The organism is Anaerolineales bacterium, assembly GCA_037382465.1.
Classification (GTDB): Bacteria; Chloroflexota; Anaerolineae; order Anaerolineales; family E44-bin32; genus WVZH01.
Map to the genome: position 1 here is coordinate 1 of JARRPX010000003.1, position 14,775 is coordinate 14,775.

At 56.0% G+C, this 14,775-nt stretch carries 18 protein-coding genes; 10 read left to right on the forward strand and 8 right to left on the reverse strand.

Annotation, left to right across the window (positions count from 1 at the left end; all coding sequences use genetic code 11):
• Positions 1 to 178: 178 nt before the first annotated feature.
• The 5 genes from P8Z34_01680 to P8Z34_01700 form a co-directional block, all read right to left on the reverse strand.
• On the reverse strand, positions 179 to 955 hold the full coding sequence (locus tag P8Z34_01680; GenBank protein MEJ2549374.1) for a hypothetical protein: 777 nt from the start codon (positions 953 to 955) through the stop codon (positions 179 to 181).
• 23 nt (positions 956 to 978) lie between these two features.
• A complete protein-coding gene (locus tag P8Z34_01685; protein MEJ2549375.1) occupies positions 979 to 1,263 on the reverse strand; it encodes a hypothetical protein in 285 nt (94 codons plus the stop codon).
• A gap of 74 nt (positions 1,264 to 1,337) precedes the next feature.
• Positions 1,338 to 1,685, reverse strand: a complete 348-nt coding sequence (locus P8Z34_01690) for a hypothetical protein (protein ID MEJ2549376.1) — start codon at positions 1,683 to 1,685, stop codon at positions 1,338 to 1,340.
• A 117-nt stretch (positions 1,686 to 1,802) separates the two neighbouring features.
• Positions 1,803 to 2,384 (reverse strand): GNAT family protein, encoded by a 582-nt coding sequence (locus P8Z34_01695; protein ID MEJ2549377.1) that lies wholly within the window; start codon positions 2,382 to 2,384, stop codon positions 1,803 to 1,805.
• Between the two features lie 177 nt (positions 2,385 to 2,561).
• Positions 2,562 to 3,263 carry a hypothetical protein gene (locus tag P8Z34_01700; protein MEJ2549378.1) on the reverse strand — a complete coding sequence of 234 codons (702 nt, stop codon included), beginning with the start codon at positions 3,261 to 3,263 and terminating at the stop codon, positions 2,562 to 2,564.
• A 332-nt stretch (positions 3,264 to 3,595) separates the two neighbouring features.
• Here P8Z34_01700 and P8Z34_01705 point away from each other — a divergent pair, with 332 nt between their 5' ends.
• From P8Z34_01705 to P8Z34_01750, 10 genes are all read left to right on the forward strand, one after another.
• The gene (locus tag P8Z34_01705) at positions 3,596 to 4,306 is read left to right on the forward strand and encodes an NBR1-Ig-like domain-containing protein (GenBank protein MEJ2549379.1); all 711 of its coding nucleotides are present in this window, start codon (positions 3,596 to 3,598) and stop codon (positions 4,304 to 4,306) included.
• Positions 4,307 to 4,584: 278 nt separating this feature from the next.
• On the forward strand, positions 4,585 to 5,499 hold the full coding sequence (locus P8Z34_01710) for a hypothetical protein (GenBank protein MEJ2549380.1): 915 nt from the start codon (positions 4,585 to 4,587) through the stop codon (positions 5,497 to 5,499).
• A 173-nt stretch (positions 5,500 to 5,672) separates the two neighbouring features.
• Positions 5,673 to 5,846, forward strand: a complete 174-nt coding sequence (locus P8Z34_01715) for a hypothetical protein (protein MEJ2549381.1) — start codon at positions 5,673 to 5,675, stop codon at positions 5,844 to 5,846.
• A gap of 18 nt (positions 5,847 to 5,864) precedes the next feature.
• Positions 5,865 to 6,851, forward strand: a complete 987-nt coding sequence (locus P8Z34_01720) for a Gfo/Idh/MocA family oxidoreductase (protein MEJ2549382.1) — start codon at positions 5,865 to 5,867, stop codon at positions 6,849 to 6,851.
• Positions 6,852 to 6,885: 34 nt separating this feature from the next.
• Positions 6,886 to 7,041 carry a hypothetical protein gene (locus P8Z34_01725; GenBank protein MEJ2549383.1) on the forward strand — a complete coding sequence of 52 codons (156 nt, stop codon included), beginning with the start codon at positions 6,886 to 6,888 and terminating at the stop codon, positions 7,039 to 7,041.
• A 3-nt stretch (positions 7,042 to 7,044) separates the two neighbouring features.
• On the forward strand, positions 7,045 to 7,188 hold the full coding sequence (locus P8Z34_01730; GenBank protein ID MEJ2549384.1) for a hypothetical protein: 144 nt from the start codon (positions 7,045 to 7,047) through the stop codon (positions 7,186 to 7,188).
• 45 nt (positions 7,189 to 7,233) lie between these two features.
• Entirely contained in the window at positions 7,234 to 7,536 is a 303-nt protein-coding gene (locus tag P8Z34_01735; protein ID MEJ2549385.1) for a hypothetical protein, read from the forward strand.
• A gap of 55 nt (positions 7,537 to 7,591) precedes the next feature.
• On the forward strand, positions 7,592 to 8,044 hold the full coding sequence (locus P8Z34_01740; GenBank protein MEJ2549386.1) for a VOC family protein: 453 nt from the start codon (positions 7,592 to 7,594) through the stop codon (positions 8,042 to 8,044).
• A gap of 61 nt (positions 8,045 to 8,105) precedes the next feature.
• On the forward strand, positions 8,106 to 9,071 hold the full coding sequence (locus P8Z34_01745; GenBank protein ID MEJ2549387.1) for a hypothetical protein: 966 nt from the start codon (positions 8,106 to 8,108) through the stop codon (positions 9,069 to 9,071).
• Between the two features lie 39 nt (positions 9,072 to 9,110).
• Complete coding sequence (locus tag P8Z34_01750) at positions 9,111 to 11,504, forward strand: hypothetical protein (GenBank protein ID MEJ2549388.1); 2,394 nt, start codon at positions 9,111 to 9,113, stop codon at positions 11,502 to 11,504.
• 18 nt (positions 11,505 to 11,522) lie between these two features.
• On the opposite strand, the gene P8Z34_01755 is transcribed toward P8Z34_01750, so the two are convergent.
• The 3 genes from P8Z34_01755 to malQ form a co-directional block, all read right to left on the reverse strand.
• The gene (locus tag P8Z34_01755; protein ID MEJ2549389.1) at positions 11,523 to 12,395 is read right to left on the reverse strand and encodes a methylated-DNA--[protein]-cysteine S-methyltransferase; all 873 of its coding nucleotides are present in this window, start codon (positions 12,393 to 12,395) and stop codon (positions 11,523 to 11,525) included.
• Between the two features lie 289 nt (positions 12,396 to 12,684).
• Complete coding sequence (locus tag P8Z34_01760) at positions 12,685 to 13,173, reverse strand: YfcE family phosphodiesterase (protein ID MEJ2549390.1); 489 nt, start codon at positions 13,171 to 13,173, stop codon at positions 12,685 to 12,687.
• Between the two features lie 100 nt (positions 13,174 to 13,273).
• Entirely contained in the window at positions 13,274 to 14,764 is a 1,491-nt protein-coding gene (gene malQ / locus P8Z34_01765) for a 4-alpha-glucanotransferase (protein MEJ2549391.1), read from the reverse strand.
• Positions 14,765 to 14,775: the final 11 nt, after the last annotated feature.

Sequence of the window (14,775 nt, forward strand, 5' to 3'; positions counted from 1 at the left end):
CCCACCCCAAACGGTAGATACTTTTGAGTCAATCTCAACATCTTGTCGAAGAGTTCCCAGGAAACATCGATGGGAAGTGAATTGGTCGGATCGTTGAAGAACGCCTGGAAACCCGGATCCACTTTGCCCGTCAGGCCAGATTCGATGACCATTTCCTGGTTGGCAATGTGTTGGTTGATCAGCGCTGAAATTCCCGCCGGAAGCGTGCCCGCACGAATGGGCGGATGCTCCCTCGGCTGAAGTAAGCATTGGTCTCTACCGCGGCGCCCAGAGGTGCGTTGGTGATCTGCCCGGCGTTTCCCATATTGACGTTCGTAACAAAATCGCCCAATCCGAGCAGCGCCCGGATCACGTTAACCCCATCTTCACCCGAGCGCTCCAACACAAAAGGTATGACGCCATCGATCAATTCACGGGTCCTTTGCGGGGCATTTTTCCGGCGTTCGATACGCCAAGAGACAGGCGTGCAGATAACGCCCCATTCAAATAAGGTTTCAGGAGAACGAATAAAGCCCGGTAAAAATTCGACGAGGTGACGATCGCCAGCCGCTGCGAGAATCCCATAACGTTGGAAAAGGGTGAACTTGACCTGTTCAGCGCTTTGGAACCAGTCATTCCAGCTTTCAACCTCCGCCAGGGTATATTTACGCAGGATTCCGGGCTGTTGCAGATATTGCTTCAATATATCGAGTAGGTCGTACTCCTGATATCTCGCAGAATCCACCCAGGTGAAGTGGTTGATCCCCAACACATTGACTCTGATCTCGTTACGTGTGGGTGTCTCGATGTTCAGGAATTGCCGGGCAATCTGCGCTAAAAGCTCCTGGGTTCCAAATACCTCATGACAACAACCGAAGACCTTCAACTCGGGGGCCACGCGAGTGAGAGTTCGCGTGCAGACGCTCATCGGGTTGGTGTAATTCATCACCCAGGCATCCGGACAGATTCTCGCGATTGCTTCGGCAAAAACATTGTAAATTAGGAACGGAGTCCACGGATCAAGCCCGGCGCGCCGGTGGTGTCGCCAACGGGAAGAAAGAGCCCATATTGTTCGACTAGCCCGATCTCATCCGCCATTAACTCCAGGGGACCTGGCTGGATGGAAATAATGACAAAATCTGCATCCCGCAGCGCTTCTTCTAACGTTGCTACGGCGAAATACCGCCAGCGCGACACAACGCCCGCCTGCGTCTGCATCCAATTGCCCAATTCTTCGTTGAGACGCGCGGATTCCATATCGATATTATAGAGTGCGGCTTCCACCGCCGATGTAGGCAATTTTGAGATGGATGGGATTCATTCTACACCAGCATTTCATTTGGGCTGCTTCATTCAGGCTAATGCCTACTCCGTCGAGCGCCACCTCGTGGCCGCACCGTGCCCTCAGCCAGCACCCGGAACGTCCCCAGCTCCATCTCCGACTCGGTCCATTCCGAGAAGGTGGCATCCATTTTCGTGTATTCGTCCTTGCGTTCGAACAGCCATCGTTCCCGCTGGCCGACGGAGTCCCACATATCAACGGTCAGGTAGCGCTTTGGATCGTTTTCGTCACGCAACAATGCGGTGCCGCGGAATCCCGGCGAGTCGGAGAACAGCTTGCTCCATGCGCCGCCAGGACCATACGCCAGTTCGAATTGGCCCCGACATTCTTCCCTGACGACGAACTGCCAGATGATTTCAACCATGCTGGATTCTCCTTTTCATCCAACCCGGACTATACAAATTTGGAGAAGATCCTACATCCAAGCCCGACCAACAGCCTGGTCTGCACGACGCGAACATCCTCGAGACGACGGCCTGCATCAACGCGGAAAATACTCCTGGCGCAGCATCGCATACAGGTAATCTCCGTGATAGCTCCCGTCGGTGTTCCGCTTGTTCTCCCGCAAATGCGCCTCTCGCCTGAAACCACAGCGTTCTAACACGTTAACACTGCGCAGGTTGTTTTCGTCACATCCGCTGCACACCCGGTGTGCGTCCAAATCCTCGAACAGCATCTTTAGAACGCGGCGGACCGCTTCGGAGATGTATCCTTTCCCCTCGTGATGCACGTCGGCGACATATCCAAGCGTGAATTCCGGCAGTTCCCAATCGGTCGGTCCGACGTACACCTGTCCGACCCACTCGTTTGTCGTTTTCTCAAACAACCCGATGAAGAAACATTCACACGCCGCCCATTTCTCCCCCAATTCTCTGACGACTGCCTCCGCATGTTTCTCATCTTTCAGGGACATCAAAACGTTGCCCGATTCGAACTCGGACAGATGATCCTGATTGCGCAAGCCGGCAGCGTACAGCATGGCGCCATCTCCCGCCTGATAGGCACGCAGCAGCAGTCTTTCTGTTTCAACTTTCCCGGAATTATCAGATAAAGCTTTGCTCACATCCGATGTCCATCCTTTGTTATTGTCTGTTATCTTGATGGACTTTTTTCAAGTCATTTGTAATCATGAAATATCCCAGCGGAAGTGTTTGATAAAACAAGCCCAGAGCGTTTTCGTCGATCTTTTCGTATAAATCAAAGTGTACGTGGGCATCGATATACATCGATTTCTCTCGTTTCATCCACGGTCGAGTTCTAGAAATGCCCGCAGGTCATCGAGCGATCGTTCCCAATCCGTTTGTGGATCGCGAATTTTGATCTTGCGAAACGGATACCGTTCGAAGAGACGCTCGGCGATGGACGTCCACTCCTCGAAGAATTTCGCCATCGCCGCCGAAGTCAAAGAACGGCGTGTAAACCACTCCTGCCGTTCGTAGATTGCGTTCCCCCAAACCTCCCACGAGCCCTCCCTGCCCGATTGCCGCCAGGATCTGTTCTTCTCTTCCGCGATCCGTGCGTGCAGTCGGGCGACGTCTGCCGGCGCCAGATAGATGAGGACAGGATCCAGCGCAGCAATTATCGAATTCAATCGACGGGCACTTTCAAGGATATCTTGCTCCGAATGGCCGGACAGATAGAGATACATGCCGTGTGTTTGCCACAAGCGGCTTTCGATGATGTTGACCTCCTCATGCCCCGCCGCTCTTTCGACGAAGTCCCGCCACTGCCGGAACACATCCGCCTGACGTGACTTCGTCGAAGCGATGATTACGGCCAGGTCTTCCATCTGTCCGATGGAAATTGGATTGTCCTCGGACCACTCGAGATAGCAGTTACAGCGGATCCCCCGTGCCGAGATGTCTCTCGCCAGTTTCTCCGCAGTGCTGGATTTCCCGGAGCATGGCACGCCTTCGATCAGAATGAGATCGGTCTTGATCATGAGAACGAATCCGAACAAGCAAATTTGGTCACCGGCTCACGAGTATGATGATACACCAACTTCGGCCAGGCATGCGGAATTCCACCATAACGGATCGCTCGAAATGGGCGATCGGCCAACCGTCAATTTCCCGAAACGATTGGCGCTTGAAGGCTAATTACATATGCGGTAGACTCATTCCCTGCAAATCGATCCTCATTCCAATCTCGTCCCTGACTCATTTTCTTTGAATGCACACGGCACTTTCCGGTAGATTCCGCTCGAAAACTTCCCGATGGTACCACCGAGAAAACCGAAAGCAACGGTGCTTGATGGTCAAAGGAGAAACGAAATTGAAAAAGGACGCTATCCGTCGCTCACTGATCGGTCTGGTTTTGCTGGGCAGCATGCTGTTAAACGCTTGTGGTTCCGGCGATGAGATTGCCACCCCCGCAATGCAGTCTGAACAAATTCAAACGCTGGCCGTGGCCACCTTCTCCGCCGGCCTGACGCAGACGGCGTTGGCGATGCCTACCGACACACCTTCTGCAACGCCCACAGCTACAAATACACTCGGACCCACGAATACGCTTTCGGCATCTCCGACGCAGGGCGGAGATACGCTTCCTACGGCGTCTTGCTACCGCTTGGCATTCGTATCGGACGTCACCGTGCCCGACAACACGACCATGACCCCGGGAGAAATTTTCACCAAGACCTGGCGCGTGCGCAATTCAGGCTCCTGCAATTGGGAAATCGGGTTTAAATTCAAACCCACCTACGGTGACGCGATGGGAGGCGCTGCGCTCACGTTGGACAAGACCGTTCCCCCCGGCGAAGAGACCGACCTCTCCATCGTGATGACGGCCCCGAGCGACGCCGGAAGCTATCAGGGAAATTGGAGAATGACCACCACGAACGGAACGTTCTTCGGCGACGAAGTGTATGTACTCATCATCGTCGGCGAGGGCAATACATCGACTCCGACTCCGACAGGAACCCAGCTCCCCGCATCGGAAACACCCACCTCGACGGCCACGCCGACGGAGACTACGGCACCCTGAGATTCCATCGAAAAGGGAATCCCACGACCCACGAGCCGCCCGAAAGATTACGCCGACGACGCATCGATCCATCACGATCCGAGGGCGCGAAGGTTGTGAAACAACCGCCCTGCCCCGGCGAATTGCCCAGGAGCACGCTCTCTCTTGGGTACAATTCTTTAATGGTTCGCCGCTCTTCTGCGAGACATAGAAGGCCTGTGATCTGGGACAGCGGGACGGTGAAAAGAATGTGGCTGTGGATGGAACCGGTCAATTCAAATACCGGAAAAAGGATCAAGATGAGCCGAGGGATTTTCGCCAAAACGTGGAAAACGATCATCCTGCTTGCCTTCCTTTCCGCCTGTGCGGTCGGACCGAACGCGGCGACCGGCTCATCAGCGGCTGGTCAAAAGACCACCGAGGCGAATCCGACGCCCACGCCTGCCGTCGAATACACGGATGAGAGCGAAACCGACCTGGCTGCCCTGATCGTCGAAAACGCAGACCAATTGGATGCAGCCGTCAAGTCCGTGATCGCCGCAGCAAGGAACGCCGTTTCCGCCGGTGAATTGCCGAAAGATGTCGCGAGCGATCTGCTCGACCTGGTACAGGCCGTCGAATCGCTGCATTCCGAGTTCGAGCAAGCCATCCAGGTATATGTCGAACGCTTCAGCGCCCTTTCCCCGGAAGCCGGCAGCCAAATAATGCAAATTGAAGATGAAGTAAAAAGCGCACTCAGCTCGATCGCCGCTTTAAAGTTCGGCTTCGATTCAGGTGGCGCAACCGATGGTGATGCATTGGACCAGTTCGAGGCAGCATGGACGACGATCGAGCTCGATCCGAGAATCTCCGCCTGGCAGGAAACGGTCCTGACCCAAATCGAACGTCGTGAAACCCATTACATGAACATCCAACCTCAATCCGGCCAGGTAGCGGACAATCGTGTGGAAGCATTCGTTCAGGCGCACGATTTCGTGCAGGCCTTTCAGGACGCGCTGGATGACGGCATCTTTACACCAGAAGAGCTGGCGCAGATCAGCCAGATCGGCGCCAACGCCGAAGCCAGCCTCTACAACACCGGGGATCGACAACTGTTCGGATATGCCCAGGCGATCATTCGCCTGACTCGATACGCGGTGCGGGGTGAATGGTCGCTGGCGAGCAGCGGCATCAACGACCTGCGCTTGTCCTTGCCCGCTAAACCGCAGTTATAGCGATCGCCTTCGCTCTCCGTCGTGAATGCTTGATCTCGTTCCGCAGCTAAGATAGACTCGATCAATCCCCCAGAGAATGATATTACCGTCGGCAGCATCGAAATGACCTCGTACGACGACGGAACTTTCGACCTCGTCAGCTGCGCGTCAAGCACGTGCTAATGGCCGTCAACTTGAACAGATTCGCGTTGCGCCGGGGTGACAGGGTAGGACTGCATCTCTTCAGCAAGGATGAAATCCTGGAGATTGCAGGGCGATCGAGCTTCGTCGAAAACGCATCCATCGAAAAGTCTACACTGCAGAACTTGCTGATTTTCTTGCGCATTCGTTTGATGAAAGTAGAATAGAGAGACATGGGAGGGCCAATGTCCACATCAATGTTTCGTTGGGGCGTGATTGGACCGGGAAACATCGCCCACAATTTTGCCAAAGCTTTGGACGTAATCGACGGCGGACAACTCTTTGCCGTAGCCAGTCGTAGTTCAGGCCGCGCTGCAGAATTCGCACAGGAATACGGAGCGCCGAAAAGCTATGCGTCCTACGAAGCCCTGGTCGAGGACGACGACGTAGATGGCATCTACATCGCCACACCGCACCCCTTTCACCACGACCAAACCATGCTGTGCCTGGAAGCCGGCAAGCCCGTGCTGTGCGAGAAGCCGCTGACGGTCAACGCCCGTGACGCAAAGCATCTCATCGATACCGCGAAATCCCGCAATGTGTTCCTCATGGAAGCGCTATGGACGCGCTACCTTCCAATCTACACCCAGATACGGCGCTGGTTGGACGAAAAACAGATCGGAGAATTGAAGCTGCTCGATTCCATCTTCTGTTTTCGTGCACCGGACGATCCCAAACACCGCACCTGGAATCACGAATTGGCGGGCGGGGCATTACTGGACATCGGCGTATACAACATCGCAGTCTCGCAATGGGTGTTCAGCGGCAATCCCCAATCGTTCAGTACCCGCAGCATCCTTTCCGAAACCGACGTCGATGCGCTGACCGCAGCCACGATGGTCTATCCTGACGAACGAATCTCACAGTTCACTTGCAGCTTTCTCGTGGACGGCGTCAACGACTTTGTGATTTACGGAACTGAAGGACGAATCCGCATCCATCCCAACTTCTGGTGCGCCACTGAAGCCACGCTGATCCGGGGAGAACATCGGGACACCTTACACGAGTCGTTTCGAGCCACAGGCTTCGAGTACGAGATCGAAGAAGCGATGCGCTGCATTCGTACCGGACTGCTGGAGAGCCCCGGTATGACGCACGCAGATACTCTGGCAAATATAGAATTGATGGACGCCATTCGCGCCGAAGTCGGCTTGAAGTACAGTTTCGAGTAGAAATCCGTTTTCATCATTAAGGAGGTTAGCCATCATGAACATTCCCCCCGGCAGTCGCCTGGTATTCATCGGGGATTCGATCACCGACTGCGGTCGTGCCCACCCGGCGGTCGAAGACACGCCGGAGGCACTCGGAAACGGCTACGTCAGCCTGGTCGATGCCATAATCACTGCCAGCGACCCGACGTAACGATTGAACATCGTCAACGTGGGTGAAGCCAACGATACGGTAGCCGATCTCGCCGTTCGCTGGGAGCGCGACGTCCTCGCCTGGTATCCGGAATGGCTTTCGATCTTCATCGGAATCAATGACGTCTGGCGTTCGATCGACTTCTAGTCCGGGGGTGAAACACACGTTTCCCTCCAGGAATATACGAACCAATTGAAAGAATTGGTGAGCACGACGAAAGATTCCCTCCAGGGTCTGGTGGTGATGACGCCCTATTACATTCATGCCGACCGCGCCGATCGCATGCGCTCCATGATGGACCAATATAGTGATGCGGTGCGCGAGATCGCGGAAGAGCAAAAAGTGATACTGGTCGACACCCAGGCTGAGTTTGACCGGGTGATGAGAATCCGCGCCGCCAAATCACTGGCCGAAGATCACATTCATGTCAATCTGGTTGGACACATGATTCTGGCGCGCGCCTTCCTCAATGCGCTAGGGTTCGAATGGAAATAGCGGATGGTTTGAACCCCTCGTATGGATATAGGAAGTACATAGGATTGGAGGCGTGATGAACGAGGCTTTGCTAAAGGACAAGCCGATAACCCAAATCGGACTCGTGGTCGACGACATCGAAAAGGCGGCGCTGGCGTGGGCCGGCGCACTCGGTGTGGCGAAGCCCGAGATCATCATCACCGCTCCAGTAGAAGTGGCGCGAACCGAGTACAAAGGAGAATCATCGACGGCCCGCGCCAAACTGACTTTCTTCCAAATCGGTCCCATCATGTTGGAGTTGATCGAGCCCGTCGAGGGAAAGAGCACCTGGAAGGACCATCTCGACGAACACGGGCCAAGCCTGCACCACATCGCCTTCGAGGTGGATGACATCGATGGGATTTTAACCGACCTCGGCGGTCATGAAATGACTCTCGTGCAGCGCGGCGAATTCGAAGGGGGGCGATACGCGTACCTGGACGGGCAAGCGCAATTCGGTGCAGTCATCGAACTATTGGAGAATGATTGAATCCTCGACTCCTTATAGACCGATCCACCGCTCGCATTGAAAAACTGGAAAGCAACGATTTATGCAAACACTGAATGGACTTCGTTGGAAACCAAAATGGGTCTCGCAGCTCGGTTGCCTGCAGGGCTGCCTCGATTACCTGGGCGTGCCGGTGTCAGACGCCTGGCTGTTCGGTATTTCCGGCCATGCCTTCGTGATCAACATTCACGAGGAACTCTGCCCCAGCGGACCAACGGCATGGAAGACCGAGCACATGACTCAACTTTGTCAGAATACCGGCTGTAAGATCCGCCAGGTCAGCGCCTATAAATCCCAGCCGGATTTCACCGGCAAACGGGAAACGGCCTGGCAGGAAGTCCGTCAAGCCATCGATCAGGGAAAACCCTGCTGCGCATGGGAACTCAAAATCCCGGAATTTTACGTGATCCATGGATACGACGAAACCGGCTATTATTTCAATGGCCCGCTTTGCGACGACGGCTGTGGACCGCTGCCGTGGGACAAACTCGCCGACACCGGAATCGGCTGGCTGAACGTCTCGATCATCGAATCGGCTGAAGCGGCCGATCCGAAGGCCGCCATTTGTGAAGCATTGTGCTTCGCGCAAGACCACGCCAGACATTCAGAGAAATGGACCTTTCCCGGCTACGCCACGGGATTGGAAGGATACCAACTCTGGATCGCCAGTTTGGAAGAGAAACGAGGTAACGGCGGCGCGGCTTACAACGCGGCCGTCTGGTCGGAGTGCAGGCAGAACGCGCCTGCTTTCTTGGTACAGGCCAAATCGAAGTTGGATGAACGTCATACGGATACGATCGAAGCCGCGATCGGCCATTACGAGATCGTTGCAGAAAAGCTTCGCCTCGTGGCGGACCTTTTCCCATTTTTGGGGGTTAGCGAACAAGAACAGGCGATGCATCTCGAGGACGATGCGCGCCGCAGTCGAGCGATCGACGCCCTCCGGGCCGCATACAGTGCGGAAGAACTGGGTCTGGGAATGCTGGATCAGCTCGCCAACGAACTATGAACTGCCACGGCTGATAAATCACCTCTGAAGGAGTTCTCAATGCAATACGGTTACTTCGACGACAAGGCCAAGGAATACGTCATCACCCGTCCCGACACCCCGCAGTCCTGGAGCAATTATTTGGGATCGACAGAGTATGGGGCGATCATCACCAACAACGCCGGCGGTTATGGTTTCTTCCGCTCCGGTGCGCGCGGACGCTTTTTACGCTTGCGTTTCAACAGCATCCCGATGGATCAACCGGGTCGATACTTTTACCTGCGTGACCATGACAGTGGGGATTTCTGGTCGGCGTCCTGGCAGCCCGTGGGGAAACCCCTTGACCAGTATGAAACGACCTGCCGCCACGGAACGGCGTATACCACGATCGAATCGAAGTATGCGGGAATCGCAACCGAGTCGACGTACTTCGTCCCATTGGGGCAGGCATTCGAATACTGGCGCTTGAAGGTGACCAACGAGAGCGATCGGCCGCGGGAACTTTCGATTTTCTCGTTTTGCGAGTTTACCAATCAGTGGATTACGTGGCAGGACCGCGTCAATCTGCAGTACTCCCTTTTCATCGTGCGCGGGGAACTCGAGGACGGCATGCTGCGAATCGCCATTCACGACAATCTTCCCGCCAACGAAGAACTCAGTCTTGAGGATGGCTACTCCACCCTGACCTGGATGACCCTCGTCGGGGCGCCGCTCGAAGGCTACGATGCCAGTCGAGAGGCGTTTCTCGGCCCCTATCGTGCCTACCATAACCCGATCGTCGTCGAAAAGGGCGAGTGCAGCAACAGCAATGCCTACGGCGACAATGCCTGTGGTGGCCTGCAAACGAATTTGAGTCTCACGCCTGGTGAAAGCCAGGAGCTGCTCGTCATGCTGGGCATTGGCGATGCGAAATCCTTCGGCAAACAGGCACTCGCGGAATTCGGTTCGCTCGAACGCGCCGACGAAGAACTTCAGCGGTTGAAGCGCAATTGGCACTCGAAACTCGGTTCATTGGAAGTGGATACGCCGGACGAAAGCTTGAATCATTCGGTCAACGTCTGGGGATTGTACAACTGTCTGGTTACGTTTGCCTGGTCCCGCGCCGCCAGCCTGGTCTACAACGGCGAGCGCGACGGGTTGGGTTTCCGAGATTCTGTCCAGGACATCCTCGGCGTGATCGCCGCCATCCCACAAGAAGCCCGGGAGCGGTTGAAATTGATGCTCACGGGCCAGGTATTTAACGGCGGCGCCATGCCGTTGATCAAGCCGTTCGAACATCGCCCCGGAAATGAAGATGCTCCACCCGGTGAGGAATTCCGCTCAGACGATTGCCTGTGGTTCTTCAACGTCGTCCCGGCTTACGTTGCCGAAACCGGCGACGTCGCTTTTTACGACGAGGTGCTGCCCTACGCCGATCGGGGTGAAGACACCGTCTTCGGCCACCTGCGCCGCGCCCTGGAATTCAACCTCGAACGCACCGGCAGGAACGGACTTCCCTGTGGATTGGCGGCAGACTGGAACGACTGCCTGCACCTGGGATACCAGGGCGAGAGTCTCTTCGTCGCCTTTCAGGTACGTCTGGGGCTGACGATTTATGCCGAGATCGCCGAGAAACTGGGCAAACGAGACGAAAGTGAATGGGCGCTCGACCAACGCGATGCATTGGACAAGAAGATACAGGCCTGTGCCTGGGACGGCGACTGGTTCATCTGGGCCATCGACGATCAAGGCAAGGTGTACGGCACCCACGAATTCGAGGAAGGCCAGATCTACTTCAACACACAGGTTTGGTCCGTCATCAGTGATGCCGCCACGCCGGAGCAAGCGACTCGCTGCATGCAGTCCGTGAAGGAACATCTGGCCACGCCGCACGGTCTCATGCTCTGCGCGCCGCCGTTTGTCCATACGACCATCGACGTCATGCGCGCCATCGTCTTCAACCCGGGCATCAAGGAAAATGCCGGTATCTTCCACCACACGCAGGGTTGGGGCATCATGGCGGAGTGCATGCTGGGGAATGGAGACCGTGCCTACGAGTACCTGCGAGCATGCATGCCGGCGAGTTACAACGAGCGGGCTGAAATCCGCCAGAGCGAGCCCTACGTTCAAGCGCAAACCACGTACTCCGTGTTCTCGCCCCGGGCTGGCAACACCCGCACTTCCTGGCTCACGGGCGCAGCGGCCTGGTTCTACTTCAGTATGACGCAGTACATTCTGGGCATTCGGCCGGAAGCCGACGGACTGCGCATCGATCCCTGTATTCCCGGTTCGTGGGAGGGATTTAAAGCGACCCGTCGCTTCCGCGGCAAGACGGTCAAGATCGAAGTCAAGAATCCGGACAGCGTCTGCCGAGGGGTCAAGTCGATGACACTCAACGGATCCGCACTGCATGACAATCTGCTGCCGGCGGATAAACTGGGGGAGGAGAATCGCGTCGAGGTCGTGATGGGGTAAAAGACCGGCGCTATAAGCCTAGGCTCGAACCGCTGCACTTTCCAGCCGACTCGCTTCCCATCCCAACATGGCCTTTTTACGCGCCACGCTCCAGCGGTAATTGTGGATTTCGCCGACCTTGCGGATGACGCGGTGGCAGGGAATGATGTAGCTGATCGGATTGTGTGCGACCGCATTCCCCACTGCTCGTGTGGCAGACGGGTTGGATATAAAAACCGCCACGTCTTGATAGGTCACCATCGCGCCGCTCGGAATCGCCAGCAGCGCCCGCCAGACATGGATCTGGAAATTGGTCCCCTTGAGCAGAAGATGTAGCTTCCTGGATTCATCCACCTGCATTGGTGCGAAGATCCTTTGGGCGACGGGCGCCAGTCCGTGTCGGTCCTCGACGAATTCAGCCTGCGGCCACTCGCGCTTCAATTCCTCGAGACTCGCTTCGTGGTCATCCCGGGTCGGGAACTGCAGCGCGCAAATCCCCCGTTCCGTCGCTGCCAGCAAGCATTCGCCAAACGGTGTGGGAAGGAAAGCGAAAGAGATATCCAGGCCCTTGCCCAACTGCTTGTACGCGCCCGGGGTCATGGCTTCGTAAGTGACGAAAAGGTCGTGCAGGCGGCTCGCTCCGGACAGTCCCGCATCCTGCGCCGCATCGAAGACGCTGTGTGATTCGCGCAATCGTCCTTTGGCATATTCGAGCGTAAGAAAGCGCAAGAACTGATTCGGCGTCACGCCCGCCCAGCGTTTGAACAAGCGCTGGAAATGGAACTTGCTCAAGTTCACGCTTGCCGCGATCTCATCCAGGCTGGGCTGACGTCGAAAATTGCGTTCCAGATATTCGATAGCATTCTCGACGATTTTATAGTGATCCGATTGTTCGACGATCCACTCATTCATGGCTACAGCATACTCGAAACGACTGCGATGTTCCACCCGAATCTTGCGGATTTTGGGAATTGGCGAACGATACTTCTACTCCTCCGAGAGACAGCACGCCACGTCCATCGTCCTGCCGACAAAATCGATCTACCGCAAATCGTGCGATGCAAATCGTCGCTGGATCGATGAAAAGGTTCGAGCGATCGAACCAGCTCGAATTGACGCCGCGAATCGGTAATATCTGCCAGGTGAAGTGGCGCTCGAGGTTGAAGTCAGATCGCAATTCTTGCCGTACGGTCGGCAGGTTTTACAGATCGACGAAGCGCACTTTTCTCGACGTGGAATCTACGAGGGCGATCGAACTGCGGCCGTTCATACCCATCAACTCACCGGGATTGAGCAGCACACAATCACCGAGCATCTCCTCGTTGGCGGTGTGATCATGCCCGTAACAGACGAGATCGTAGGCCGCGGACAACGCCAGGCCACGAGCGATCTCGGGGTAGTGGTTCACGGCCACGACCAGACCATCCAATTCGACTTCCGCCAGCGCCCCGTGCAGGGTGATCGCCGGGAAGGCACTCGCTTTCTGCGCGATGAGATACGTATCCCCGTCGTTGTTTCCCCAGACGATGTGGATCGGCACCTGGGGCAGCCCCTGCCCCAAACGGGTTACCATGAAGGGCGCGCATAAATCACCGCAATGGAGTACGACGTCCGCTTGCCGTAAGTGCGGCAGCGCCTGATCGAGTTTCCAGATATTATCGTGACTGTCACTCAAAACGCCGATGATCATATCGTTTCTCTCCATTCCATAGGGTCAAGGCCGTTGAAATGAGGTGGACTCGACGCGCCGTATGGATCAATAAACGGGAGCCTTTCCTTTACGGCCCTCTTCATCCCCTCATACGGTCTGTTGTTTCATTCAATGCACGCAGCTTTTCGGCGAGCTGCAGGGTCAACTGGCTCTCCTGCATGCGCCAACGCCAATTTCCCGAACTCGTTCCCGGAACATTCATGCGCGCCTCGTTGCCCAACTCCAGCAGATCCTGCATCTGCGCCAACGTACGATCGGCTTTGGAACGCCAGAGAGCGCGAATCATGTCCCAGGCTACGTGCGTTCCGTCACTTCCAGTATAACGCCGAAAACGATCGCGAATTTGTTCCGGTGCATTTTCGTACCAGCCGCGCGCAGTATCGTTGTCGTGGGTGCCCGTGTAGGCCACACAATTCGACGGATAGCGATCGGGCAGGAAAGGATTTTCGGAATCGCCGTCGAAGGCGAACTGCAGGATCTTCATGCCCGGTAACCCGAAACGATCGCGCAGCGCTTCCACCTCCGGGGTGACGAGGCCCAAATCTTCCACGATGATCGGCAAACCACCTAACGCATCCTGAAGCTTGTCCAGCAATTCCTCTCCCGGAGCGGGCTGCCAGGTTCCCTGCTCTGCCGTCAAGTTGGCCGCCGGTATCTGCCAGTAGCGGTTGAGACCCAGGAAATGATCGAAGCGGACCAGATCCACCCAGCGGAGCACGGCCCGAAAGCGACGGATCCACCAGTGGAATCCATTCGCCTGCATCTTCTCCCAGCGGTAAAGCGGGTTTCCCCAGCGTTGTCCGGTGGGAGAAAAATAGTCCGGGGGCACACCGGCGACATAAGTCGGCATTCCATTCGCATCCAGTTGAAACAACTCCGGATGCACCCAGGTATCCACGCTGTCGTGAGCCACGTAGATAGGCAGATCGCCGATCAACTCCACGCCGCTGGCCCGTGCACGCTGGCGGACGGACTGCCACTGCCGGGAAAAGACGAATTGATGGAAACGGTACTTATCCAGGGAGGATGCCATCTCTTCCGCCGCTCGCCCAATCGCATCGGGGCGGCGCGCGGCCAACTCTGTTTCCCAGGACGTCCAGGGCAACCCGTCGTGTGCTTCCTTGAGTGCCATAAACAGCGCGAAGTCGTCCAACCAATCCCTGTTTTCATTCTCGTAGGTTTCGTAGACCTGTATCAAAGATTCGTTCGCGCCGCCGAAAAACCGTTCAGCCGCGAGATCGAGAGCAGAATACTTGAACGCCATCACATCGTTGTAGGCGATCCGATCGGGCGGAAAATCGGGCACGTGATCTAAATCTTGCTGCGCAAGCAAACCATCTTCGACCAGGCCATCCAGGCTGATGAGCAGCGGATTCCCGGCGAAGGACGAATAGCTCTGATATGGCGATTCGCTGTATCCTGGCGGACCCAGGGGCAGCATCTGCCACAAGCCACAGCCGGATTCACCCAACCACGCCAACCAGCGATTTGCTGCCGACCCCAAATCGCCAATCCCGCAGGATGAGGGCAGTGAAATCGGATGCAGCAAGATGCCGCCGGCGCGTTCCATCTTCCTTGGAA

Excerpts from the sequence above, each read along its gene's own strand:
- P8Z34_01690 (MEJ2549376.1), bottom strand. The coding sequence starts at position 1,685 with ATGGTTGAAATCATCTGGCAGTTCGTCGTCAGGGAAGAATGTCGGGGC.
- P8Z34_01700 (MEJ2549378.1), bottom strand. The coding sequence starts at position 3,263 with ATGATCAAGACCGATCTCATTCTGATCGAAGGCGTGCCATGCTCCGGG.
- P8Z34_01710 (MEJ2549380.1), top strand. The coding sequence starts at position 4,585 with ATGAGCCGAGGGATTTTCGCCAAAACGTGGAAAACGATCATCCTGCTT.
- P8Z34_01720 (MEJ2549382.1), top strand. The coding sequence starts at position 5,865 with ATGTCCACATCAATGTTTCGTTGGGGCGTGATTGGACCGGGAAACATC.
- P8Z34_01725 (MEJ2549383.1), top strand. The coding sequence starts at position 6,886 with ATGAACATTCCCCCCGGCAGTCGCCTGGTATTCATCGGGGATTCGATC.
- P8Z34_01740 (MEJ2549386.1), top strand. The coding sequence starts at position 7,592 with ATGAACGAGGCTTTGCTAAAGGACAAGCCGATAACCCAAATCGGACTC.
- P8Z34_01745 (MEJ2549387.1), top strand. The coding sequence starts at position 8,106 with ATGCAAACACTGAATGGACTTCGTTGGAAACCAAAATGGGTCTCGCAG.
- P8Z34_01750 (MEJ2549388.1), top strand. The coding sequence starts at position 9,111 with ATGCAATACGGTTACTTCGACGACAAGGCCAAGGAATACGTCATCACC.
- P8Z34_01755 (MEJ2549389.1), bottom strand. The coding sequence starts at position 12,395 with ATGAATGAGTGGATCGTCGAACAATCGGATCACTATAAAATCGTCGAG.
- P8Z34_01760 (MEJ2549390.1), bottom strand. The coding sequence starts at position 13,173 with ATGATCATCGGCGTTTTGAGTGACAGTCACGATAATATCTGGAAACTC.
- malQ (MEJ2549391.1), bottom strand. The coding sequence starts at position 14,764 with ATGGAACGCGCCGGCGGCATCTTGCTGCATCCGATTTCACTGCCCTCA.